Source organism: Sphingobacterium pedocola, assembly GCF_015209965.1.
Taxonomy (GTDB): domain Bacteria; phylum Bacteroidota; class Bacteroidia; order Sphingobacteriales; family Sphingobacteriaceae; genus Sphingobacterium; species Sphingobacterium pedocola.
Window position 1 is genome coordinate 1,764,192 of the sequence record NZ_MU158689.1, and the last position, 23,722, is coordinate 1,787,913.

General features: G+C 40.3%; 22 protein-coding genes. 9 read left to right on the forward strand and 13 right to left on the reverse strand.

What is annotated here, in order from left to right:
• Positions 1–5 precede the first annotated feature (5 nt).
• Entirely contained in the window at positions 6–1,880 is a 1,875-nt protein-coding gene (gene pepF / locus C4F40_RS07435; protein ID WP_196938708.1) for an oligoendopeptidase F, read from the reverse strand.
• 298 nt (positions 1,881–2,178) lie between these two features.
• Between pepF and C4F40_RS07440 the strand changes: the two genes are divergently transcribed.
• A complete protein-coding gene (locus tag C4F40_RS07440) occupies positions 2,179–2,577 on the forward strand; it encodes a barstar family protein (protein WP_196938709.1) in 399 nt (132 codons plus the stop codon).
• Positions 2,578–2,608: 31 nt separating this feature from the next.
• On the opposite strand, the gene C4F40_RS07445 is transcribed toward C4F40_RS07440, so the two are convergent.
• The gene (locus C4F40_RS07445) at positions 2,609–4,075 is read right to left on the reverse strand and encodes a magnesium chelatase (RefSeq protein WP_196938710.1); all 1,467 of its coding nucleotides are present in this window, start codon (positions 4,073–4,075) and stop codon (positions 2,609–2,611) included.
• A gap of 25 nt (positions 4,076–4,100) precedes the next feature.
• Positions 4,101–5,222 carry a vWA domain-containing protein gene (locus C4F40_RS07450; RefSeq protein WP_196938711.1) on the reverse strand — a complete coding sequence of 374 codons (1,122 nt, stop codon included), beginning with the start codon at positions 5,220–5,222 and terminating at the stop codon, positions 4,101–4,103.
• A 177-nt stretch (positions 5,223–5,399) separates the two neighbouring features.
• Here C4F40_RS07450 and C4F40_RS07455 point away from each other — a divergent pair, with 177 nt between their 5' ends.
• A complete protein-coding gene (locus tag C4F40_RS07455) occupies positions 5,400–6,092 on the forward strand; it encodes a hypothetical protein (protein ID WP_196938712.1) in 693 nt (230 codons plus the stop codon).
• A gap of 208 nt (positions 6,093–6,300) precedes the next feature.
• Here the strand turns inward: C4F40_RS07455 and C4F40_RS07460 are convergent, their stop codons facing one another.
• Together C4F40_RS07460 and C4F40_RS07465 are read right to left on the reverse strand one after the other, a co-directional pair.
• Positions 6,301–7,869, reverse strand: a complete 1,569-nt coding sequence (locus C4F40_RS07460; RefSeq protein ID WP_196938713.1) for a RagB/SusD family nutrient uptake outer membrane protein — start codon at positions 7,867–7,869, stop codon at positions 6,301–6,303.
• Between the two features lie 48 nt (positions 7,870–7,917).
• Entirely contained in the window at positions 7,918–10,902 is a 2,985-nt protein-coding gene (locus tag C4F40_RS07465; RefSeq protein WP_196938714.1) for a SusC/RagA family TonB-linked outer membrane protein, read from the reverse strand.
• Between the two features lie 649 nt (positions 10,903–11,551).
• Here C4F40_RS07465 and murQ point away from each other — a divergent pair.
• Genes murQ through C4F40_RS21675 form a run of 5 tightly spaced genes read left to right on the forward strand, consistent with a single transcriptional unit; the run spans position 11,552 to position 16,655 of the window.
• A complete protein-coding gene (gene murQ, locus C4F40_RS07470; RefSeq protein ID WP_196938715.1) occupies positions 11,552–12,367 on the forward strand; it encodes an N-acetylmuramic acid 6-phosphate etherase in 816 nt (271 codons plus the stop codon).
• A 13-nt stretch (positions 12,368–12,380) separates the two neighbouring features.
• Positions 12,381–12,992: an RNA polymerase sigma-70 factor gene (locus C4F40_RS07475; RefSeq protein ID WP_196938716.1), complete on the forward strand. Its 612-nt coding sequence runs from the start codon at positions 12,381–12,383 to the stop codon at positions 12,990–12,992.
• Positions 12,993–13,015: 23 nt separating this feature from the next.
• Complete coding sequence (locus C4F40_RS07480) at positions 13,016–14,029, forward strand: FecR family protein (protein WP_196938717.1); 1,014 nt, start codon at positions 13,016–13,018, stop codon at positions 14,027–14,029.
• Between the two features lie 5 nt (positions 14,030–14,034).
• Entirely contained in the window at positions 14,035–16,008 is a 1,974-nt protein-coding gene (locus tag C4F40_RS21670; RefSeq protein WP_196938718.1) for an outer membrane beta-barrel protein, read from the forward strand.
• The gene (locus tag C4F40_RS21675; protein WP_196938719.1) at positions 16,005–16,655 is read left to right on the forward strand and encodes an outer membrane beta-barrel protein; all 651 of its coding nucleotides are present in this window, start codon (positions 16,005–16,007) and stop codon (positions 16,653–16,655) included. Before C4F40_RS21670 ends, C4F40_RS21675 begins: the two co-directional genes overlap by 4 nt.
• Before the next feature lie 67 nt (positions 16,656–16,722).
• On the opposite strand, the gene C4F40_RS07495 is transcribed toward C4F40_RS21675, so the two are convergent.
• From C4F40_RS07495 to C4F40_RS07510, 4 genes are all read right to left on the reverse strand, one after another.
• A complete protein-coding gene (locus C4F40_RS07495; protein WP_196938720.1) occupies positions 16,723–17,124 on the reverse strand; it encodes a VOC family protein in 402 nt (133 codons plus the stop codon).
• A gap of 11 nt (positions 17,125–17,135) precedes the next feature.
• Positions 17,136–17,585 carry an SRPBCC family protein gene (locus C4F40_RS07500; protein ID WP_196938721.1) on the reverse strand — a complete coding sequence of 150 codons (450 nt, stop codon included), beginning with the start codon at positions 17,583–17,585 and terminating at the stop codon, positions 17,136–17,138.
• Positions 17,586–17,651: 66 nt separating this feature from the next.
• Positions 17,652–18,026: a DoxX family protein gene (locus C4F40_RS07505; protein WP_196938722.1), complete on the reverse strand. Its 375-nt coding sequence runs from the start codon at positions 18,024–18,026 to the stop codon at positions 17,652–17,654.
• Between the two features lie 23 nt (positions 18,027–18,049).
• Entirely contained in the window at positions 18,050–18,472 is a 423-nt protein-coding gene (locus C4F40_RS07510) for an SRPBCC family protein (RefSeq protein ID WP_196938723.1), read from the reverse strand.
• A gap of 250 nt (positions 18,473–18,722) precedes the next feature.
• Here C4F40_RS07510 and C4F40_RS07515 point away from each other — a divergent pair, with 250 nt between their 5' ends.
• Both C4F40_RS07515 and C4F40_RS21680 read left to right on the forward strand, forming a co-directional pair.
• The gene (locus tag C4F40_RS07515) at positions 18,723–19,700 is read left to right on the forward strand and encodes a GlxA family transcriptional regulator (protein WP_196938724.1); all 978 of its coding nucleotides are present in this window, start codon (positions 18,723–18,725) and stop codon (positions 19,698–19,700) included.
• A 101-nt stretch (positions 19,701–19,801) separates the two neighbouring features.
• Positions 19,802–19,930: a hypothetical protein gene (locus C4F40_RS21680; protein WP_262894809.1), complete on the forward strand. Its 129-nt coding sequence runs from the start codon at positions 19,802–19,804 to the stop codon at positions 19,928–19,930.
• Between the two features lie 64 nt (positions 19,931–19,994).
• Here C4F40_RS21680 and C4F40_RS07520 read toward each other — a convergent pair whose 3' ends face one another.
• The 4 genes from C4F40_RS07520 to C4F40_RS07535 form a co-directional block, all read right to left on the reverse strand.
• Positions 19,995–20,441 carry a DUF1801 domain-containing protein gene (locus C4F40_RS07520; RefSeq protein ID WP_196938725.1) on the reverse strand — a complete coding sequence of 149 codons (447 nt, stop codon included), beginning with the start codon at positions 20,439–20,441 and terminating at the stop codon, positions 19,995–19,997.
• Positions 20,442–20,444: 3 nt separating this feature from the next.
• Positions 20,445–21,005: a YdeI/OmpD-associated family protein gene (locus C4F40_RS07525; RefSeq protein ID WP_196938726.1), complete on the reverse strand. Its 561-nt coding sequence runs from the start codon at positions 21,003–21,005 to the stop codon at positions 20,445–20,447.
• A gap of 93 nt (positions 21,006–21,098) precedes the next feature.
• The gene (locus C4F40_RS07530; RefSeq protein ID WP_196938727.1) at positions 21,099–21,491 is read right to left on the reverse strand and encodes a DUF1801 domain-containing protein; all 393 of its coding nucleotides are present in this window, start codon (positions 21,489–21,491) and stop codon (positions 21,099–21,101) included.
• Between the two features lie 354 nt (positions 21,492–21,845).
• Complete coding sequence (locus C4F40_RS07535) at positions 21,846–23,711, reverse strand: MGH1-like glycoside hydrolase domain-containing protein (RefSeq protein ID WP_196938728.1); 1,866 nt, start codon at positions 23,709–23,711, stop codon at positions 21,846–21,848.
• Positions 23,712–23,722 lie beyond the last annotated feature (11 nt).

The window sequence follows — 23,722 nt, forward strand, 5'->3', positions numbered from 1 at the left end:
TCAACTTATTTACCCATTCTCTTCAGAATGGTTTCCATTTCTGCCATGACTTTATTGATCTTAGCAATGGTCAGATCAAAAGGTTCTGAAGTATTCATATCCACACCTGCATCGACAAGTAGCTCTACCGGGTATTTGGTGCTTCCGGAAGCTAGAAAATTGAGGTATTTTTTACGATCCTGATCTGTTCCACGCAGTACTTTTTCGGAGAGCGCAGTAGAGGCGGTGAAGGACGTCGCATATTGGTACACATAAAAATTGTAATAAAAATGCGGGATGTAAGACCATTCGGATTTGACATAGTCATCGACTATACAAACATTTTTATCATGACCGTAGTACCGTTTGGTCAGATCAAGATACATGTTGTCAAAATCTTCACCAGTGAGCGCTTCACCCTTTGCGACTTGTTCGTGGATCATTGATTCGAATTCTGCAAACTGGGTCTGACGGAATAGAGTCCCTTTGGCACCTTCAAGATAATTTCCGAGGATCGCAAGACGTGTTTTATCGTCTTTAATCTGTTGCAGCATATAATCGTTTAACAACTCTTCATTCAACGTGGAAGCCACCTCAGCGACAAAAATTGAATAGTCTGCATTTGCGAAATGTTGCTGTTTATTGGTCAGATAACTGTGCATGGTATGGCCCAATTCGTGGGTCAACGTAGTCATGTCATTGTACTTCCCGTTATAATTCATGAGTATATACGGATGTACGTCGTATGCAGACCCGTTGGAATATGCTCCGGATCTCTTTCCTTCATTTGGATACATATCAATCCATCTTTCATGGAATGCTCTTTTTGACACGTCCACATAATGGGTACCCAAAGGTTGTAAGGATTTTAAAATATTCTCAATAGCTTCTTCTACCGAATACTCTAAATCGACCTTTTCAACCAAAGGAGCATACAAATCATAATAATGCAGGGTGTCTAACCCCATCATACGTTTTCGGAGGTTTAAATAGCGGTGAAAGGTCTCCAGGTTTCCATTCACATTTGTAATGAGATTATGAAAAACATCTGTCGGGATATTGCCGCCATCCAGCGCCCTTTTTAACGTACTTTCGTAATTTCGGGCTTTTGTCGTAAACAGTGCGGCATTGATATTGCCGTATAGCTGCGCCCCGAAAGTCCGCTGAAATTCATTCAATTTACGAAAATAAGTGGCAAACACCTTGCTCCTCACTCCCCTATCTTCGCTCGCTCGATACAATGCAAAATTTGCGGAATTAAGCTTTACACGCTCACCGTTTAATTCAATTTCGGGATGCGGAAACTCAGCATTAAAAAATGTACTGAATATATTTGCGGCATTGCCAGCCATTAATGCCGAGTAGGCCATCACTTTTTCCACTTCTTCGGAACCTCTGTGGGCTCGCTTGCGGATTAGATCCGTAAGGTAAAATTTGTAGGTTACCAGTTCTTTTTCTTTCGCAAAAAAGGTGTTGAGCTTGTCTTCATCTAGGGTTAATAGCTCGGGTTCCATGAAAGATGTTAATGCGCCATATTCAGAAAAAAGCTGTTGTAGCTCTTGCTTCATGCCGGCGTACTTGGTTACTCTGGTATCTTGATCAGATTTCATCGATGCATAGGATGAAAGGCGAGACATTTCCTTAATGAGTGCGCTATTGAACGTTAGCGCTTCCAAAAGTACGGTAGCGGATTGGGTAAGCTTACCCTTATAAGAGGCTGCTTTTTGCATATTCTGTTGAACCTTTTGTTTTTCTTCTTTCCAGGTATCGTCTGTAGCATAGAGATCGGACAGGTTCCACTTATATTTTTCAGGAAGCTCTTCCCGAACTTTCATCTGACTTACAGCAACCGTTGTAGAAAATAGCATCATGGCGGTGATTAATTGTGCTTTTTTACGCATGTTTTATTGATATTAATAGTATGCGCAATTTACAAAAAAGATCTCACTGATTGGCTTAATAATACAGCGAGCGACATTAGATACAGCAAAAGACATACACGAATCCTCGGGACAAAACAAGGGGTTGCAGTATATCTGTAAGACGACTGATAAAATAGTGAATGAATGCGGCAACTCCTGTGGGCAAGAGCGACTATGGCGTCCAATTTTACCCGCATAGACCATATTACGCTGAGCAAGTAAAGTGGTAACAATATACCCTTAAAAATAGGTATTTTTGTTCCTTTCTTGATCTTAAATGAAAAAAACATTATCTATATCCATAGATGGTACTGCAATCAATGACATTGCTTCATTCTATGAGGTTATCAATCAAACACTGATGGTGGGTGAAGACTGGAACCTCGGCAACAGCCTGGATGCTTTTGACGATTTACTATATGGAGGCTATGGTCTGTTGAAAGACTACGACAAGTTAGAAATTATATGGAAGAACATCGAGCACAGCAGGAAAAGCATGGGCGTTGAAGCCACTCAGAAATATTACTTGGATAAGCTGAACAGCAATCTGCCTTACAACAAATCACTCCTTCACCAGAAACTGAAGGATCTGGACGCTGGCAAAGGCCAGACCTATTTTGATGTTTTATTGGAAATAATCGATTCTCACAAGAATGTTCACTTATTGCAATTTTAATTGCAATAAGTGAACATTCTTATTAATATTGCTATATATTATTCCTGAGGTATCCCTGAAAGTTATCCTGAAATTGTAACCCATTGTCCAATCTGTATTTACTCAACTTATTGTACAAGGTCAACCCCCATAACACAAACTCACTGAGAAAATAGACATCTTCCCTCCTCGTATCCGGCTGGTATTTCTGTATCAAGCTACGGATGGCATCTACTTGGTCCAATGTATGCTGATAATCTTCATCATTAAGTTCATCCGGTAGTTGAATACCATCCGAATTTAAGAACCATCGTACAATTTCATCGTAGGGGTATTGTTCATTCTCCTTTTCCAACTTCTCTATCTTAGGAAATAGGGTTATGAACAATGTCTTAACCGCACTTTCTATCAGTTGTATTGCTACAGCTGCAGCGCCTTCTTGCTCGCCTTCGTACACCAACTCTACTTTCCCCGTAATAGCCGGAACGATTCCGATGAAATCACTTAGCCGTACTGCTGTAGCCGTATCTCCATTTCTCAGCATACGCAATTCGGCAGTACTCAGCAGATTTTGAAATGCGGTAATGCCCATTCTCGCGCTAACACCACTTTTTGCATCAATGTATTCGCTATTCCGAGCTTCAAAACTAATCTGTTCCAATATGTCGCGTGCCAGTTCAGGTACATAGATCTGTTCCTTTTGCCCGGCTTCCAAACCTGCTTCCTGCTCGGTGATCGCTTTGGCTACTGCCACAGAGGTAGGGTAATGTGTGAGAATCTGAGAACCTATACGGTCTTTCAAGGGTGTCACGATGCTTCCTCTATTGGTATAATCTTCGGGATTGGCCGTAAAGACAAACTGCAAATCCAGAGGCAACCGCAACTTAAATCCACGGATCTGTATATCGCCCTCCTGCAGTATATTGAAGAGCGCGACTTGAATCCTGGCTTGCAAATCGGGCAATTCGTTGATTACAAATATCGAACGGTTGGCACGAGGGATCATCCCGAAATGGATTACGCGATCATCCGCATAACTTAGTCTCAAATTCGCTGCTTTTATCGGATCTACGTCGCCGATTAAATCTGCTACGGTTACATCAGGTGTCGCCAGTTTCTCAGCAAACCGTTCGCTCCTGTGAAGCCAGCTGATTGGTGTATTATCACCTTTTTCTTTCATTAACTCCACAGCATAGCGGGAAATAGGTCGGTATGGATCGTCATTGATTTCAGAGCCCTCCACTGTCGGGATATATTCATCCAACAGGTTCACCATCAGTCTGGCCAACCGTGTTTTTGCCTGGCCACGAAGCCCCAACAAATTGATGTTATGCTTGGAGAGGATAGCTCTTTCCAATTCGGGAATTACCGTATCTTCATAACCATGCACACCTTCAAAAACGGTCCCGCCGCTGCGTATTTTCTCAATTAGGTTCTGACGCAGTTCCTCTTTTATGCTTTTGGGCGTATAGCCTGCATTTTTTAACTCTCCAAAAGTCTTGATCGTCGTATAATTCATTTACTGATGTTCTTAAATTAATAGTTTATCGAATCCTCTTTTTACGATTGTCTTCGTAATCTTCAAAGATCATTTCGCCTAAGTTACCAAGTCCTGTATAGTAAGCCTTTCCACGGTTAGAAGCCGTAAATTCATCAACAAACTCCTGAAGGTATGGATCTGAAGTGATCATAAATGTAGTAATCGGGATCCCAAGCTTTCGGGCTTGTGCCGCCATGCTGTAGCATTTAGTGGTAATGAAAGGATCTAGTCCCATAGGATTTTTATAATACGTCCCGTCCGGCATGTTTAAGCAGCTCGGTTTGCCATCTGTAATCATGAATATCTGCTTGTTTGCATGGCGCTTCCGTCTTAATATATCCAAGGCTAGTTGCACACCTGCGACGGTATTGGTATGAAATGGTCCCACTTGCAGGTACGGAAGATCTTTGATCGCTATGGGCCAAGCATCATTGCCAAATACAATGACATCCAATGAATCTTTGGGATAGCGGGTGAGTATCAGCTCAGACAGGGCCATAGCTACTTTCTTCGCGGGTGTGATACGGTCTTCGCCATATAAGATCATGCTATGGCTAATATCAATCATCAAAACGGTGCTCATCTGCGACTTAAATTGCGTATCCTCGACTACCAAATCATTCTCCGACAAGCTGAAATCACCTATTCCATGGTTGATCTGCGCATTTTTCAAACTCTCTGTGACGGAAATTTTGTCAAGACTGTCTCCATATTGATAGCTTCTGAAATCTCCGGTGTTCTCATCACTCTGTCCACTATATTTGGTTTTGTGATTTCCAGACTTACCTTTACGCATCTTCCCAAAGATCTGATCTAGCGCATTTTGCCGTAAGGCTTTCTCCATCTTTGAACTGATGTCCACTTCACCATCTCCACTAACACCTATACGCTCGACGATGTACCCCTTATTCTTCAAATCTGCTATAAAATCGTCAATGGTATATTCAGGGGTGGTCAACTTAAACTCTTTGTCCAACTGTCGCAGCCAATCGATAGCTTCATCAAAATCGCCGGAAGTATAAGTAATGAGTTCCTTGAATATCTCAAACAACTTATCAAAAGGTGTCTGAAAAGGCTCTTCATATTGTTTAAAAACAAATCCCTTATTTCTGTCCGAATTTTTCATCCGTTAAATTTAAGGTATAATAATCTTTATTCCGCTTCGGAATATCATAATACATTCATTTCTTTTCGTATTTTCGTAATTTCAAGACGAGGTGATTAAAAGTTAATGAATACTGTAGCAGCATCCACCGGTAAACGTTACACAATGGATAAATGTTATACAATTATAATTTACATTATGAAACGAAGAAAAATATTATTTTCCGTTACTTTACTTTCTATTTTTTTATTTTCTGGTTGCGATAAAGGTGGGGAATCCTATGAAGAGTTTTCAAGGCTTGCCGATCTGAAGATTCAAGAGGCTGTAAAACTGACACGAGACCATCCCTGTAGCAATCTCGACGAATGGCGTGTTGACACACTCTATTATACCTACGTCCCCGTACATCCGAGCTTCGAACCTGCGTATCAAAAACTTTTAGGGGAAGCCCGAGATCTTCAGACAAGAGCACATAAAGCATATAACGGTCCTGAACGCCATGATACCAGTCCTGTAAGCCTTCCGCCACATTTCGGATTGCGCTGTATCGATGGCAAGGTAAAGGTTGCAAATGCGATTGATTTAGATTTAGATGAAATCAACGAACGCTTAAATCTCCTATTTACGGAAATAACGGAATTCTTCGACGATGTTACTTGCGACGATGCTAGTAAATGGCACGTAGCGACTATACGCAAAGACTGCGAATTTGTGTCCATCGTATTCACACAGACTAACAATTTCTGGGAGTTTGGTAAAAAAATGGAAGAATACAGTCACTTATATGCTGCAAAAACACATTTGGATACGACCCTTGACTGCCCTGTGGAAAACGGCAAGCCCGCTAGGGGGATAACCTGCGAGAATGGTAAACCTAAAGTAGAATACTAGTATCTTTAACTGCAAATTATAATTGCCGTTGCAAGAAAAAATGCAAAATAAAGAATTAGAAAATTGTTAGAGAAAAACCATATTCCTAAGCGAGCGGTGTGAATTTCTTTTTACACTAAGCGTCCAAAAAAAATTTCACTTAGCGTGATGCTTTAGTAAGACTGTCCCCATAAGTTTCGAGACAGTCTTACGCATAAAATTAAATTACTTAATAGCCCGTATGCTGCGTTAGATTAGGATTGACGGCGATTTGTTGGCTCGGTATTGGATATACGAGGACCTTTGGGTCCGAAGCAGGTTTTTCCTGCCAAGCTTGCAAAAATTTACCAAAGCGGATCAGGTCCTGCCTTCTCCAACCCTCCCAGTACAATTCGCGGGCGCGCTCGTCTAACAGATTATCGAGTGTTAAAGAAGTAAAAGCAGTAACGCCACGATTGATTCGAATACTATTTACCAGATCAAGAGCGTCGGATGCTGTACCGCTACCGCCTCTTAATATCGCTTCTGCCTGCATGAGCAACACGTCAGCATAGCGATATACCACCCAATCGTTATTTCTCTGACCGACAACACCGTAATCAAAAGCATATTTCATGGGTCGGATACCCGCGGTTTCCAGTGTAGCACCAGACGTGCGAATAGTAACCTCCCTTGTAAAAAGTAAAGAGGCATTGGCCGGGTTCCGAGCCTTAAGTGGTTCGTTGGTGGTCCAATCGTACTGCTGTCCGGCAAAGAAACCTACATTCTGCCGATGATATTTCTTGGTTCGGTTTGACGTTGTATCCGCAGAATATTCATAATAGATACCTCTCCTTTCGTCATCAGCTGTAAACTTATCGTAATAATCTGACAATGTGCACCAACCATTCCATCCTCCAGGTCTCATGTTGTAGTGCGCAATGGTATTCCATGTTCTATCCACATTACCACCTCGCTCACCATTTTCATTATAAAGCGTATAGATATTTTCGGTTGAATTTTCGTCATTGTCTGGTGCGAAATTATCGAAATACTTTCCCGTCGTCGATACATCATAAACATCTGTAGCCGTAATTTCATTGGCAAGGGTAATAACTTGGTTCATATCTTCTGCCTCAAATGTGGGGGATTGCCTATTCAAAAATGTGCCTTTGTTCAGGTAGATTTTCATAAGCAACACCTTTGCCGCATTTCTATTGGCAATATAGGCCTGTTTAGGTCCATTTGCAGGTAGACTACTCATGATTTCATTCAGATCTTTTACCATGTAATCTATGGCGGCCTCCGGCTCCAACACTTCAGGTGCTATTCGGAAATCTTCCATGGAGGCCCCCTCTCTGATAGGTACGACGCCATATAGATCCAGCATATCAAACATCGTCAAAGCCCGTATAAATCGTGCTTCTGCTCCTTGTTGTGCACTGGGATTATAACGCAACACATTGGCGGCATTATATATAGCGGTACCTAGACTAACAAAAGTATTGTTCATATAACCGTTGTCAGCATTCCAAGTATGGAGATGAATTGCCCTGTGCATACCATTGTCATCCCAGTCGCCCCCACGGGTGGGAGCCATTGCTGCATCTGTTGACACTTCCTGCATTACCCAGCGTTGCTCCTGCTGATAGGGTGTATTTAACGAATTATATGCTGTGATTAATAAAGCCGCAGGGTCTATATTCGATGTACCCTCTTCCAACTCGCCCCTAAACTCTTCGTTCAGCTTCGTACAGGAGTATGTAGCCGCAACAAGCGAGCTAACTATTGTAATATATAATAATGATCTTAATTTCATCTGTTTATTTTTTTATTGTTATCAATCCGATGACATTTTCTTGTACAATTACAGTGAGAAATTTACTCCTAACAGGATATTTCTCGATGGTGGATAAGGCAAATATTCAATACCCAACGAAGGAATGCCATTGTTGGCACCGTCTGTATTGACTTCAGGATCGAAACCTGTATATTTCGTAATGATAAAAAGGTTCTGTCCTGTAACTGAAACATTGAAATTTTTAAGTGTATTTCCGATATTACCCACATTGTAACTTAAGGTAAGGTTGGCCATCTTCAGATAGTCACCTTTTTCGAGAAACCGTGTAGACGGCGCTGCCGAATTAGAGGTAGATTCCTTCACATCGGTATTAAAGAAAGAAGAGCCGATGTTTCTAGAAGACAGATTACTTAATCCAAGCGTGGTGGCCGCGGTATTATTAAAAAGATAATGTCCCATAGCTCCATTCATATTGGCCGCGAGAGCGATTTTTTTGTAATTGACATTTGTGGAAATCCCCAGTAAGGTCGTCGGATTAGGGCTATTCATATAAAATTTGTTGATAGCTGGATCGTTGGCGCTGCTAATGCTTCCATCTTGCCCCAGATACATACTCATACCTGTCTGCGGATCTATGCCCTCATATGAAGCTAAATACCAAACATTCAACGGTTGATCATTTACCATTCGTTGTCCCAATACACCTGAGAACCCTTGTCCTCTTAAAGCTCCGGTCTCGTAGTAACCCACTAAGCCGCTTACGCTGTTTTTGAGGAAAGTAGCGTTACCGGTAAGATCCCATGTCCAGTTGTCGTTCTGAACGATAGTGCCCGTTAAAGCAATTTCAATTCCTTTGTTGACAATTTCACCGTCCAGATTTACCCAGATCCGACCGGCAGGTGCGGGTTGAGCAAGGGTTTGTTCAAAAAGTGCATCAGTTGTCTTTTTATTGAAATAATCGATCGAACCATAAAGGCGATTGTTTAACACGGCAAAGTCAATACCCAAGTTAACGGTGGTTGAAGTTTCCCACTTGAGATCATCATTACCATAATTGGCCTGGCTAACACTTTGGTTAGCAAAAACAAATCTGTTCAAGGATGCACCTGAAGGGAATTCTTGATTACCGGTTTTACCCCAACCCAATCTTAATTTCAATTGATTGAAACTGGCGTTCGACTTGAAAAATTCTTCTTCGGCAATATTCCAAGCCACAGCCACTGAAGGAAATGTTGCATATTTGTTATTTTCACCAAATTTAGTTGAACCATCCCTCCTTACGGTAGCTGTAAATAAATAACGATCCAAATAATTGAAACCACCGCGTGCGAAAAGTGATTGCAACTGATTGGTCGGACTTCTATAGGAGGCAAGCTCTCGGGTAGAAACCTGTGAGTACTGCATATAATCGAAGTAATCGAGCCCCATAAAGTTAAATCCACCGCCAAAAGAGATATTATTATTGTAATTGTAATCCAGATATTCATAACCGACAACTGCGTTTATGTTCCAATCTGGGCTAACCTGCTTGTTGTAGGAGAGCATATGGGTCATTTGCAGATTAGTTTCGCCGTTATTCGAAATAAAGGCCTGCTCATTTTCAGATGCGGAGGGATCGATGAGACCCGCTCGGTACATTCCTTCACGGCTACCTGTCTGCCGCATGGCACTATAGATGAAACGATACTCCAGATCATCTGTAATCTTATAATATGGCGCTACATTTACCACCATCGTGTTTGTTACTGCCTGATCTTTAAATGCCTCGATACTTGTTAAGGGGTTACGGGTCGTACTACTAACAAAAGTCAGGTTGCCCTGCTCGTCCCGTATGGTTCGTGTAGGGTTCCATTGGAGTGCCTGAGAGATTACATTCCCTTCCGAACCTACCATGGCATTTATCGGTGCATATCTGTTATTCAGTTGTGTAAGAAATACCGAGAAATCAAGTCCTAGTTTTTTGCTTTCTAAAAAGCGAAAATTGCCGGTAAAGTTGGCCGTATATTTTTTTAATTGCGAACTTCGAATGATACCGTGTTGATTTAAGTAACCACCGGATAAACGATACTTCCCGTGCTCGGTACCTCCCGAAACATCACCGTAGTAGTTCTGTGTGACTGCGTTCTGGGTAATAGCCCTAAATGCATCTTCATTGCCTCCAAAATCTGCATCGGCAGCTTCAGTAGGTGTATAATAGTCTAGAGCTTCCCTAAACCTAGCGGCATTCAATACATCTGGATATTCGCGCATACTCGAAATCCCTGTCGAAGCACCTACAGCAATCTGTGGAGATCCGATCTGCCCTTTTTTGGTGGTAATGATCACCACACCGTTGGCCCCTCTTGAACCATAGATAGCTGTTGCCGATGCATCTTTTAGGATGTCCATACTGGCGATATCACTCGGATTTAAATAAGTCAGTGGATTCCCTCTATCTGAGGAGAAGCCTCCACGGCCTTCTGGCAAAGGCGAATTACCCGACATCGGAACACCATCCAATACAAATAATGGATTATTACTCGCGCGAATGGACGAGTTACCGCGGATGCGAACAGTCGTAGCGCCACCCGGTTGACCGGTATTATTAATCACCATCACGCCGGGTGTTTTACCTTGGATCAACTGATCGGGACTCGTCATGAGACCTTTATTGAAATTTTTTACACCTATCGTTACCAGCGAGCCGGTAAGATCTCTTTTTCTAGCAGTGCCGTAACCAATAACAACCACTTCGTCTAAACCTTGGTCAGCGTCTGGCTGAAGTTGGATGATCATATCGCTACCGACAATAGATTCTTCCTTCGTTTCATAACCAATAAACGATACTTCTAACGATGTGGCGTTAGCAGGTACGTCTATTGAAAAGGTGCCTTTATCCCCAGTAGTCGTAGCGGAGGTACTTCCCTTGATTCTTATCGTAGCTCCTATTAAAGGGTTTCCTGCATCGTCGACCACGCTGCCGGTCAGCGTTTTTATCTGGGCAAAGCCAATCATGGATGTTAGGAGCAGTGTCAGCGTCAAAACGCCTTGTACAAGCAATTTATTTTTCATACATGTTAGAATTGATGATTTTAATTTATTTATTTATTACTCTACTGGGCAGCTAAACTTGGCGGTGCGGCCAAGAGATAGGTGTGATTAAAGGTAGAATCAGTAACATCATACTGATACGATAAGGTACGCCGATAGGCGTATGTTCGAGAAACGAGTATCCAGGTTTCCTCTTGCAAAATTTTGAAGCGAAACATATGTTTATATTTTGGTTTTTAACTAGATAAAATCGGTAAATAATCTATTAACTAGATCGAGCGATTCAATCTTATATCATAATGTATTAAGAACAACCTTTTCTTCTTTTTGTTCATTTCCATTAAAAGTAGTTTCAAAAAAAGCATTTTTTGAAACTACTGACCAATAACTACTTGTATAATCTCATATGGTTCAAATTTAATTACAACATTATTCGCCGACTTTAAACAGGATATTAAGGCGTTAGATGCGAAAGGCTACTATACATGGATAAGGGCCTTAAGATAAAAGATCACAATACGTATTCTAACGTTCTAATTTAAGGTTGTAGCGCCGCGGTAAACCAGTTATAACTACACGCGGTTAGGTGGGATCAGTTCCACAAAAAATTATTTTTAAAAGCAGTGAGTAGTTTTTTTGAAAAAAGTGTCTTTATGTTTAAAGCATGCATATGATATTACATACCGAGCAAGAGTCGGCGTATAACAATCTAGATCAGTTGTCGACGGAAGATATATTGAAAGCAATCAACCATGAGGATCAACGTGTTGCTTCAGCCGTTGCAGATTGTATTACTGCTATCCATCATCTAGTTGACAGGCTAGTTTACAACTTAGCACAAGGCGGACGGTTATTTTATGTCGGTGCAGGCACAAGTGGCCGGCTCGGAATTTTAGATGCTTCCGAATGTCCTCCTACGTTCGGGGTGAACAAAGAAATAGTGCAGGCCATCATCGCCGGTGGTGATCAAGCGATTCGCAATGCAGTAGAAAATGCCGAAGATAATGTAAATGCGGGATGGGAAACGCTCACGGGCTTACAGATAACTTCTAATGATTTTTTGATCGGCATATCGGCATCAGGTACAACACCGTATGTATTAAAAACATTGAAATACGCCAAGCAAAATGGTATCTTAACGGGCTGTATTGTTTGTAATGCCAACTCACCTATAGCTCAAGCTTCGTCCTACCCTATAGCGATTCATACTGGTGCTGAATTTCTAACCGGTTCAACACGTATGAAAGCCGGCACTGCACAGAAAATGGTATTAAACATGATCAGCACAACAGCGATGATACGCTTGGGGAAAGTGATGGGAAACAAAATGGTCGACATGCAATTAAGCAATGATAAACTCAGAGCTAGGGCTATGCGTATTTTAGTAGAAGAAACAGGATGTTCTACCACAAAAGCACAGCAATTGATTGAAAAACATCAAAAAGTAAGATTGGCGATGGAAGAACTTAAAAGAGAGCTAAATTAATAAAGGTGTCTACATGAACATAAACGATTTGAATATGAAGGAGCTTTTTGAAGCCATTGCAAATGCTGATCGAAATGCATTCACCCGTTTACATCAAAGTTCTTTTCGCACCTTAAAGCAATATGCCTTTATCATTTTAAAATCGGAGGAACTAGCCGAAGAAGCCACGTCGGATGTATTCATGAAGCTTTGGACCAGACGGGAGAATCTACATTCAATAGCTAATCCTAAAATGTATATTTTTAAGGCGTTGAAAAATATCTGCCTAAATAAGCTTCGTGAAGATAAAAATAATTTCCTAAGAACAGTGGAATTAGAAAGCAATGACTTAGCCGTCAACCTCTTTGAAAGTCCGTCGGATATTATGGAGAACAAAGAATTGTTTACGTTGCTGGACGCGATGGTCGAAGCACTACCAGAGCAACGAAAAATTATCTTCAGACTTGTCAAGGATCAAGGCTTAAAACACAAGGACGTAGCGGAGCTCTTGAACATTTCGATCAGAACGGTAGAAAACCAACTTTATAAAGCGGTAAAGCAACTGGCTCAGCTTATTGAGGTCTATTTAGGTAAAAATCCTACACAGAAGAAAAGGAATAATCGCCTACTATTCTTTTTTATCTAAACGGTTCAAAAAAATTATTGGTTATGAACAAAGAGGAATTTTTAATATTACTTTCGAAAAAGATATCAACTGGACTTGGTCAGCAGGAACAGATCGATTACGATCTATATCTGCATCAACAGGTGGATTATAAACGCGTAGCAGATAATCTTATTGCGTACGTTGAACACCAAGAACTGACCGTAGATCAAGATCAACAGGCGAATCTGCAAAAACTATGGATGAAGCTCGGAGAAGTTCCGTCGCCGAAGAAGATGGCAACGTACAAAAAGTCGCGTATAGTTAAATTTGCCAGCTTCAGTGCTGTGGCTTGCATGCTATTATTTGCAATTTTGTATGTTGGGAAGGACGAGCTTAATCCGACTACGATAGGATTAACTTCCTTTACGGAAATTCACAGTGGTTCAAACAAATCCTTTGTTTCGATGACAGACGGCACGACGGTGACATTGGATAAAAATGCGACTCTTTTCGTGAATGCTGATTTTGGCCAGCAACAACGACAATCTAAGTTAATAGGTAATGCTAGATTCGACGTGGTAAAGAATACCAATATTCCCATGCTTGTCTATTTAAATAATTGGGAAGTTGTGGTAAAAGGAACTTCCTTTGCCATCATACAGGATCCTGTGTCGGATCAAAATGAGCTTAGCTTATTTGACGGCGTAGTAGAGTTGAGGCCAATGAATTCGTCTGAAAAGACGCTACAAATACTTCCCAATCAAAAGGTAAGTTGGAAGTCTACTAACCAACACATTAGTGATGTGAAGGTTAGTCAAATGTCTGCGGGTGAACGTATTGACAACCAAAACCAATTTCGGGATAGTATCGTGTTTAAAAGCCAACGGTTTATTGATTTGGCTAAAAAAATACAAGAAATATATAGTATAAAAATTTCTTTTGAGAATAAGGAGCTACAGCAAAAGAGGTTTAGCGGTGTGTTATATAGGATGTCTTTACAGGAATTTTTGGACGCGTTAAAAACGACATATCCTTTTGAATATGAACGTCAGGATTCAGTGCTCGTTATCCGATAATACAGATGAAAAGAGCTTTCACATTAGTGGTGTTATTGGGCACAATGCTTTGCTGCTACGGACAGCAAAAATCGGTACGGCTGACGAAGGGTAAATTTGCAATAAAGGAGATATTGGAACTAATTCAAACACAGATCGGGATCATTATGTTCTACAGTGATGAAGTGGTGACGGATGAAATGTACTACCATAGTGTAGGGGAAGAAATTGATTTCCGTATTCTCTTGGATCAGAGTTTGAATGAGACTGGACTGACCTATAAAAATATGGGTGATAAGATAATCGCTATTTATCCAGTTAACGCGTTGCAACAACCAAAGGCTGAAATTTCGGGGCGCATTACGGATTCGACGGGCATCGCTGTCGAGTTTGCTTCGCTTAGACTGTTTCAGGGAGACCGATTAATTTCTGTTTCCAGTACAGCGCAAGACGGAAGTTTTGTACTAAAGGAGCCACTCAAACCCGCAACGACGTATACGATCCAGGTTTCCTCGATGAGCCATGTACCAAAAACGATCCGATTTGTATACCCTGATGAAGAGCAGCTAAACCATATTGTTTTATCCGTATCACAAATACGGCTAGAGGCTGTATCCGTTAAGGCCTTAAAGAACCCTTTTGAAAGGGTTGCGGATCGATTAATTGTGAATGTCGAGGGTTCTCCGTTAGAAAGCGGACTTTCTACATTGGAAATTTTACAGCGTTCTCCGGGGCTTTGGGTTGATCCTAACGGTAATATACGTATTCGAGGCAATCAAGGTGTGCAGGTTATGATCAATGATATCGTGCAACGGATGTCGGCCGATCAACTGGCCGAATATTTACGGAACCTACCCTCTGAAAGCATCAGTAAAATCGAAATTATCCCCAATCCCGCTGCCGAATATGAGGCGGCTGGTACCGCTGGTATCATACGGATCGTCCTTCGAAAAAATGGCTTAGATGGATTCAGGGCAAACTTAATGGCTCGCTATCTCCAACAAGTTAAGGATCCGTATTACAACGTGGGGACAATTATGGATTTTAAGAAATCAAATCTCTACTTGACAGGTGTAATCGGTTATTTACGGAATGATGAATACATCATAGCAACAAACGATGTGACGTATGCCGATAATAGCACCTACCATAGCTTAACAGATCGCTTTCGGGAAAGCAAAAGTTACAACGCGCGATTGACTGCGGTTTATGACATCCAAGATAACCAGAGTTTGGGGTTTCAAGCACTCATTAATAAAAACAATACGGATCAGAATTTTTACACCGATAACACCCACTTTAGGGCAAATGATACGCTTTATAAGCAGACTTCGAACAACTGGCTTACTGATCCAACCCAGTTCAGCTCGACACTGAACTACAACTGGAAACGTGATTCATTAGGTTCGTCGTTAAAACTGTTAGCGGATTTCGTATCCAATAACCATCGGGAAGAAAACAATTACATCCTAACGGATTTCAATACGGGTGAAAATCAACAATATGTTAATTATTCCCCCAACAATACGCAGATCATCAGTGTGCAATCGGATTGGACACAATATTATGAATCAGGATTGAACTGGCTCGCAGGATTAAAATTCATTACTACAGAACGAAATAATGAGGTATTACGTAACAACTTAATTGGGAATGCCTGGATAAAAGATGAAGGACTAAGTAACGAGTTTACGTATAACGAGCGACTCTTCATGGGTTATGCAGCAATCAATTACAAAAGAAACAAATCGTCGGTGAAGGCTGGCCTGCGGACAGAATACACCGATGTGAATGCGCTGTCCATCACTTCGGGGGAACGGGTTCCGCAAAACTACCTTAATTTTTTCCCTTCTGTTTTTCTATTGCATGAATTGGGTGATAGTAAGAATGCACTCTTTTTGAACTATGCAAAACGGATACGAAGGCCTTCTTTTAAAGATCTAAATCCGTATACCTTGCAGATTGATGACTTTATTTTATTGCAGGAAATGCCGCATTGACACCCGAGTTTACGCATCGGGTACAGACTGGCTTTCAATTTAAAAATGGTGCCACAACAGACCTTTTTTTTGCCTATAATGTAGACAAAATTGCCTTATTCACCGAAACAATAGACAATAAAATACTGGCTTATCAGTCTAGAAATTTTGATCATAGCGTAGATTACGGAGCCAATTTCTTTACACCTTGGAAAATTTACACTTGGTGGTCTGGACAATTCAATGCAACGTGGTATAAAACAAACTTTAAAATCGATGGCATAGACCTATCGCAACGGACTTGGGAAGCGAGTGTGTTTCAATCCTTCAAAATTAAGAAGTGGCTCGATAGCTCCTTATATTTGGGCTACGCCTCCCCGACTATTGCGGCGAACACCAAATTTGCAGATCAATTCTATTCTTCTTTGGCACTATCTAAAAGGATCGCAAAGGATAAAGGAAAAATTACCCTGCACTGGAATGATATTTTCAATACTGCCCGGGAAAGGGAATGGACAGCAAGAAATGGAACATCTATTAACTTCTATCAGAAAAGACCCACACAGGTGTTCGGTGTCTCGCTGACATACACGATCTCAAAAGGTAAAAAAATTGAAGATAAGAACCTAGAAGAGAGTAGCAAGGAAATCAAAAGTAGAGCCAACTAAGGAAAGCGGCAACAACATGGGCATAAACCAGTGCATTTTTTGAGATGACGTGAAGTGGCTGTTACCGCTAAACGCTCAATAGCCACCTCACGTCAAAAGCATCTGTTACTTCAATTAGCTTCTGGTCATCAAAATTCTTCGCAAAAACAGTCTTCGGATTAAATTCAAGTTTTTTAATTAACTCTTTTCTGTCGCTGGTATTTTCACAATGTAGGAAAATGGAAATATAGTTCCCGATTTTCCTTCCTTCGTTGTGTACCAGGTCGGAACCATGGATAATTAACTTATCAGATACTAACGATCCATTAACGACAGGCGTTTCGGTATAGCCTTGCAGGTCTTCTCCAAAAGTTTCAAATTGCAACGTACCACCAAAGCAACTCTGGTAAAATGTGAGTGCCTTCTTACAGTTACCAGAAAATGTGATGAAAACAGCATTGATTACTTTATGATTACGATGCTCAATCATAGTAGACGAAATTAAGCGTCGGGAATTTCTGGTTGTACAAGCTTTATCAATTTCTCTAACGATTCTTGCCAACCTAGATAGCACATTTCGGCCGGTATTATATCAGGAATCCCTTCTTGTAGCACCTTAAGTTCGGTACCACACGAGACTTTATTTAGCTGTATAGTTGTAGTCATCTCTCCGGGCAAACCGGGATCGTCAAACCTATCTGTATATTTAATAAGTTCGTTGGGTTTTATTTCAAGATATTCTCCGCCAAAAGAATGTCCATTCCCTGTGCTGAAATTTGAAAAAGTCATCTTAAACCTTCCCCCAACCTCAAAATCCATTTGTTGTACGGTACATAAAAAGCCATAAGGTGGCAACCACCATGCATGTGCTACTGGGTCTGCAAATGCCCGGAATACCTTTTCGGGGTTTGCATTAATTATCCGATGTAAAGAAACAGAGTTATTTTTCATTTTATTAAAATTTAAATGGTGATGAATCAATTATTTACGCGTTACTTCCGAGTGCTATAATTAGCCTTAGCCATTAGTCTTCATTTTTCTATTATAGATATAGGAAACTGCAAGAATACCTAACACCACGAGTGGCAACAACATAAACCCTATATTTTGATCGACATAGGCGTGACTGATGAATGCAAAGATTAAATTAAATGTAAGCCCCGCATAGGCCCATTCTTTTAACTTATCCGGTATTTTAGGGTATGAAATCGCGAATACGCCCAATACTTTAAAGACAATCAATGCATAGGCAAAGTAGTCGGGATAGCCCAGCGGTTTTGTACCCATATTGACATATTCCGGTGTAAATAGCATGGTGCTGAGGGGCATTATTCCTTCCCAAAGTATTATAATACTAGTTGCTGCCCAAAAGATCGTTTTATTCTTTCTCATATCATTTATACATAATTGTTATGTTAATTGTTTGACTCGGTGTATTTTGCAAAATTGTCCAAGATAGCTTGCCACCCTTGTTTCTGCATCTCTGGCTCGTTTTCCGTTTCGGCATCAAATATAGTTTCTACCTTGGTCTTTCCATCTTGTTCTGTAAACAGCGTGGTAGCCTTTCTTCCGTCACCCATGGTGTACGTGATTTCTTTATGAAGTTCTACTTGATCGTAAACGCCTGCAAAGTCAAAACCAAAACTGCCATCTTTGGCTTCCATTCTATTTTTGAATTTACCGCCTATTCTCAGATCATTTTCGCTACTTGGGGTATGCCAACTCGGATCAGGGCTGTTCCATTGAATAATGTCACTAGGTGTATTCCAAATGTTCCAAACTTTTGCTACGGGTGCATTTATCGTTGCTTCTACCGTAATTCTTGTTACTTGTGCCATGGTTATTGATTTAACTTGTTTTATTAAAATCTACTATTCAAAGATACGAGAGTGTGTAAAATTCTGTCTATTGTAAAAACGACAAGTTTAGGGGTGAATTATGACAAAACTATTTTTTATCTTGCGGTTAGTATCGATGGTTGATATGTAAACCATCACGCTTTTACAAAAGCCCGCAGCGGCAAGGATTAAACTGAGCTTGCGAGCTCATTGATGCCAATGAGAGGCATCATTGATAAATAAAGAAACGATGAAAATTTCAGTTTTTGTACCTGAGTACGGGGTAATTGAAGCCGTTACTCCCCCTTTCAGAACCTTTCATACCGCAAATGACTTTTTAACCGCATTTGGTAAAAAACCCATTTTTGAGGTTGAATATGTTGGCTTAAGAGAATACGTACCCGCTAACAACGGCGAGTACACCATAAGAACTGAGAGATTGCTCAAAGATGTAGCCGAAACAGACTTACTAATCATACCACCTACCTTTGGTGACATTACCAAAGGAATCCAGGCCAACGCTGCAGCGATACCTTACTTCAAAAAATTGCACGAAAAAGGTTCAAGTCTTGCCAGTTTGTGTATCGGCGCTTTTCTTTTGGCCGAAACGGGTTTACTAGATGGTAAAAAATGCTCTACACATTGGGCGTATATCAATGAGTTTAGAGAAAAATACCCCGACGTGGAAGTTGAAGATGGAGCAATAATAACAGAACACGATAATATTTACAGCAGTGGTGGGGCAAGCAGCTTATGGAATTTAATATTATACCTGGTGGAAAAGTTTGCTGATAGAGAAACTGCAGTATTGATTTCGAAGTATTTTGCATTAGATATTGGAAGAGACAGCCAATCGCAATTCGCTATATTTAAAGGCCAAAGAAATCACGGAGATGCTGACATTAAAAACGTACAAGAGTACATTGAGAAGCACTATGAGGATAAAATAACAATAGAAAACTTAGCAACGTTAATTAACACGGGTCGTCGAACATTTGAAAGAAGATTTAAAGAGGCGACAAACAATACGCCGATAGAGTATATACAAAGGGTAAGAATAGAAGCTGCCAAGAGCTTTTTTGAAGCGTCCAGAAAGAACGTTACAGAAATCATGTTTGACGTAGGTTATACGGACACGAAAGCATTTAGAGATTTATTTAAAAAGATCACGGGGCTTACTCCTATTGAGTATAGAAATAAGTTTGCAAAGGTGGCTAACGAGGTGTAGTCTGAATAAGATTAGGCTGTTTTTTCTCAACATCGAATAACGAAAACGAAGCCACTGCTTATCCCGTATTGAAAAGAAGTGACAACTAGTTTATTGCCATTATGCTTAGAGGATATGTAGGGCTGTATTACCTAGACAAAGATAGTCAGTTTATTGATGCCTTTAAAGCTAATCCGGATCACGCATGGAATTCGATGCGTTATAAAGTTGGGTTCTTTGGAAAAGATTGAAGATCGGTCTATTTAACTGGATAAGTAAATCATAATCGTGTTCATGGGTTTGGGTACTGCATTTTTACGTAGAACTACCTTGACAACAGTTATTTCCATATTTTGACTTTAAAAAATCAATGGTTTCTTTTATCAGTGTTTTCAAAACGGCTTGATCGATGTCGGATAATTTTCTAACATAAATACAGGCTTTCCCCCTTTTAAACTTTCCGAGATCTTTAAGCAAATGGGTATGTTCTGCTAGTCCGGTAAAAACGTACATAGAAATTGCTGCCTTTCTCGGAGAAAAGCCAATAAGTGGGGCATCACCTTCGTGCCCGCTTTCATATTTGTAGTGATAATTTCCAAATCCAATAATAGAAGGGCCACAAATTTTCGGTTCGTAACCCGAACAATCCTTCATTAGCTTTAAAAGCTCGAAACTATCTCTTCGCTTTTCTTCGTTATTCGCAAAAGAATGGATAAACTCTACGACGTCTTCATCAGTTTCTATGGTTTTGTTTTTTGTCATCGCTTATTTGTATTTGTCATTCAACCCGATACGTCGCAATATCAGTGGTTTTATTTTTTCAACACGCCCTATTTTAGTCGCTTCCTGCTTGGCTTCATCAATATATATACTATACTCTTTTTGTTTCCCTGAGGTCAGTTGTTTAAACGCGTCGTTAAGATCCTTGTCTTGATTCAGCGCCTCGGTTAATAACCAGGGAACTGGAACTGGCTGATGCTTTTGAGGTTTTACCCGCAGACCTTTTTCCGCAATTAAAATGGCTTCTGTAATATAGGCTAAAATTTTCTTTTCATCAATTTCATCTATCGACGTAAATCTCCACTGTCTTAACGATTTCGTTTTACCTTCCTGTGCATTAATTAAAACATCATACTTATCTTCGAGAAACACCCCATTGTAAAACCAAAGTGTAAAAAAATGTTTGAATCCCCCATAGCTTACAATATTCTTTCCGTTGTATGTATAAACTTCTACTCCCCATTTGACAGTTACGTCAAGATTGGCTTTTTCAAGAACAGATTTGAGCTTCTCTAATTCTTTTGTCCATTGATCTATTTTGTCCATATTTTATTTTTCAGGAAACCTATCATCGTGTATCTAACCCGAGCATTGTGTTAGACGTTGTTGCTACATACTAATTCTCTTCCACCTATACCTCTATTGTAGTTTTTCTAAAACTCCTTTTCTTTTGAATATGTTTTTATAATCCCACTGAATAGCACGAGATTTTTCGAGCCAGCGTTTTAAATCACTTATTTCGATATCGGAAACTAAGTTATAAAAAGCAGAGGCGTCTTTGAATTTCCCCCCTTTTACATGCAGATTTTCTTCTTCAAAATCAGCACCGCTCCAAAACATCAGTCTTATTCCCGCTTTCTGCTTGCTGTAGCCCACAATCGGATTTCCGTTTAGAAACCAAACAGGATGTGCATGCCAAATTCTATTTTCAGCCTCTGAGAGTTGGGTAGAGATTTCCTGCATTAGCAAATCACAGATTGCTTTGTGTTCAGGAGTCTGTTTGTCGTTGTAGGTTTGAATTTCAGGATTCATATTTAAGCAGTTACTTCGTAGGTTCGTAAACGCAGTAATTAGTATGCTTCTGCTGCTTCAGTCGCAAAGCATCTGCATTATAAATCGCAATTTACGGCATTTCTTCGTTATACCACTTCTCATAGGACAAGAAAAACAAATTTATTGATCACCATATCATGATAAATGCGATTGACGGTATGGTACATGATTAACAATTCGAGCAAAGTAGTTGTTTTTTAACAAATAAATATGACATCAAAATATGTTATATCTATGTTGAACATTTACAGGCGTACAATTCGTGGTTAAGCGTTGGATTTTTTAATCCATGGGGTCTTTATATACTGTTTTTGAAAGAGAATTTATGCCCTATTAATCTTTTAAATCTATTACTAGCTTGCTGCTAAGCTTCGGGCTCTTACCGACTATTTTTTTATCGACCCACACGCAAAGCATACTTTGATTGCCTGCTTGTTGCGGATCCCAATCCTTCTTCCAGATAATATCGACATCATGGTGATGATAACGCAAATTACCTAAGAAAAAGTAATCCCACTTATTCTCGGGCAATAAAGGTTCTATGGTGAATTTATTCTCATGAGACGCCTTAAATCCTAAAAGATCCTCAATGATAATATCTGGAAAGTTAGAATGGAAATAGTCCTGCTGTCCTCCAAACGCTTCGCCGTAACTGGGAATATACCATTCGCCAATATTTAACTGTGCTGTACCATGCATATGGCTCAGCTTTTGGATATAATCATATAATAAATTCTTATCTGTCTCACGTATCTCTTTTTTATAATGACGCAGGTAGTTTGCATAAGCTTTATATACGATTGAGTTCTGAAATGGCCAACCACGTCCGTTCCAAGCATATGCCTGTTCGTTATAATAAGGGTGTTGCCTTTCGGCAGTCGTCATTCCCATTTGGTTGTAAAATCCCTGAGGTGAAGAAAACATGTCCCATGCCTTCTCATATTTATGATGAGCCTGAAGCGGGATCATATTAAAATACCATGGCGTATATCCTACAGATTCCCGCACCCTCGCCTCATAATCACCTATTCCAAATTGGTTATCGCCTGCACTATAGCTATTAAAAAACTGATCCTCCTCATTCCATAAAACATTTAAAACGTTTTGCTGTAACGCTTGAGCCCGTAATTCGTACATTTTTATCTTCTTTTGGACGGCGTCATCATGAGCCATATTGCCATCCAATTTATACAAGTTGGAAAGCGACCGCATATTGGCATAAGCATACGCGTTAACGGACGGACGTACCAAATAATAATTTGGATACCCCTTACGATAGGCCTTTGGAAATTGTTTAGCTTGAACAGATTGGCTTGCTTTGTCCGTTGTTTCCCACCCCAGATAATAATCTCTCCAATTTTCGTGTGTATAGACATCATAAGCGCCTTTACTTTCAATCAATCCTAAAACGGCTGAAAGGCTAAACTCCATCCCGTCATATAAATCCAAAATCTTGTACATGCCGGCTGTTTTGGAGTCGGGTTTATGAACAGTAAACAAACTATCCCATACCTGTTGATGTACCTCCAAATGAGGCAATATATCATTAAGCCAGGCTGTATTGGGATGTATCTTTAAGAATGCTTCCACGCCATCAATCATCCAGCTCGAAAAATGATGACTTTCGGGACGGCTTAAATATGTGAGGAAGTTGCCGTTTTCCCGTTGATTTAATCGAGAGGCAGATCCCTTCATAAAATAGTCGGCATAGGAATTCAAAAACTGAGGGTCTCGCAACCACCTCACATCGTAAAATTGATGACCTGCTGGACACGTTATGGCGCCACTTCGGGAGGCCCAAGCCGGTACTCCAAAGAACTCCGTAATAACCCAGTAATTTTGTTGATCTTCCGGATCATTGTATTCTTTCAAATGTTTACTGATCATCCACCAACGGTAGTTATAGACTTTAGTAATCGCATCATCCGAACTAACAAATAAAGGGATATTCTGCTGTAAAAAAGCTTTATTATTAGATGCGTTAAATGGGCCATCAGATTCTGGACGGTCAGTATAATTATTGAATTCGTCGACGTGTGAAAAAAGAATTTCTTTTGAGGCTATTCCTAAACGCTGTAATTCTCGTTCGTACAATACCTTTTGAGGCGTAGAACAGGATATGGAAGAAATTACCGCGAACAGTAATATTCCTCCAAGAAAGGAAAAACGGATATGGATCTTATTCCAAATTATTATCATTGTGGTTTACA

Bases quoted from the DNA above. Each gene is read 5' to 3' on its own strand.
- pepF (WP_196938708.1), bottom strand. From the start codon at position 1,880: ATGCGTAAAAAAGCACAATTAATCACCGCCATGATGCTATTTTCTACA.
- C4F40_RS07440 (WP_196938709.1), top strand. From the start codon at position 2,179: ATGAAAAAAACATTATCTATATCCATAGATGGTACTGCAATCAATGAC.
- C4F40_RS07445 (WP_196938710.1), bottom strand. From the start codon at position 4,075: ATGAATTATACGACGATCAAGACTTTTGGAGAGTTAAAAAATGCAGGC.
- C4F40_RS07450 (WP_196938711.1), bottom strand. From the start codon at position 5,222: ATGAAAAATTCGGACAGAAATAAGGGATTTGTTTTTAAACAATATGAA.
- C4F40_RS07455 (WP_196938712.1), top strand. From the start codon at position 5,400: ATGAAACGAAGAAAAATATTATTTTCCGTTACTTTACTTTCTATTTTT.
- C4F40_RS07460 (WP_196938713.1), bottom strand. From the start codon at position 7,869: ATGAAATTAAGATCATTATTATATATTACAATAGTTAGCTCGCTTGTT.
- C4F40_RS07465 (WP_196938714.1), bottom strand. From the start codon at position 10,902: ATGAAAAATAAATTGCTTGTACAAGGCGTTTTGACGCTGACACTGCTC.
- murQ (WP_196938715.1), top strand. From the start codon at position 11,552: ATGATATTACATACCGAGCAAGAGTCGGCGTATAACAATCTAGATCAG.
- C4F40_RS07475 (WP_196938716.1), top strand. From the start codon at position 12,381: ATGAACATAAACGATTTGAATATGAAGGAGCTTTTTGAAGCCATTGCA.
- C4F40_RS07480 (WP_196938717.1), top strand. From the start codon at position 13,016: ATGAACAAAGAGGAATTTTTAATATTACTTTCGAAAAAGATATCAACT.
- C4F40_RS21670 (WP_196938718.1), top strand. From the start codon at position 14,035: ATGAAAAGAGCTTTCACATTAGTGGTGTTATTGGGCACAATGCTTTGC.
- C4F40_RS07495 (WP_196938720.1), bottom strand. From the start codon at position 17,124: ATGATTGAGCATCGTAATCATAAAGTAATCAATGCTGTTTTCATCACA.
- C4F40_RS07500 (WP_196938721.1), bottom strand. From the start codon at position 17,585: ATGAAAAATAACTCTGTTTCTTTACATCGGATAATTAATGCAAACCCC.
- C4F40_RS07505 (WP_196938722.1), bottom strand. From the start codon at position 18,026: ATGAGAAAGAATAAAACGATCTTTTGGGCAGCAACTAGTATTATAATA.
- C4F40_RS07510 (WP_196938723.1), bottom strand. From the start codon at position 18,472: ATGGCACAAGTAACAAGAATTACGGTAGAAGCAACGATAAATGCACCC.
- C4F40_RS07515 (WP_196938724.1), top strand. From the start codon at position 18,723: ATGAAAATTTCAGTTTTTGTACCTGAGTACGGGGTAATTGAAGCCGTT.
- C4F40_RS21680 (WP_262894809.1), top strand. From the start codon at position 19,802: ATGCTTAGAGGATATGTAGGGCTGTATTACCTAGACAAAGATAGTCAG.
- C4F40_RS07520 (WP_196938725.1), bottom strand. From the start codon at position 20,441: ATGACAAAAAACAAAACCATAGAAACTGATGAAGACGTCGTAGAGTTT.
- C4F40_RS07525 (WP_196938726.1), bottom strand. From the start codon at position 21,005: ATGGACAAAATAGATCAATGGACAAAAGAATTAGAGAAGCTCAAATCT.
- C4F40_RS07530 (WP_196938727.1), bottom strand. From the start codon at position 21,491: ATGAATCCTGAAATTCAAACCTACAACGACAAACAGACTCCTGAACAC.
- C4F40_RS07535 (WP_196938728.1), bottom strand. From the start codon at position 23,711: ATGATAATAATTTGGAATAAGATCCATATCCGTTTTTCCTTTCTTGGA.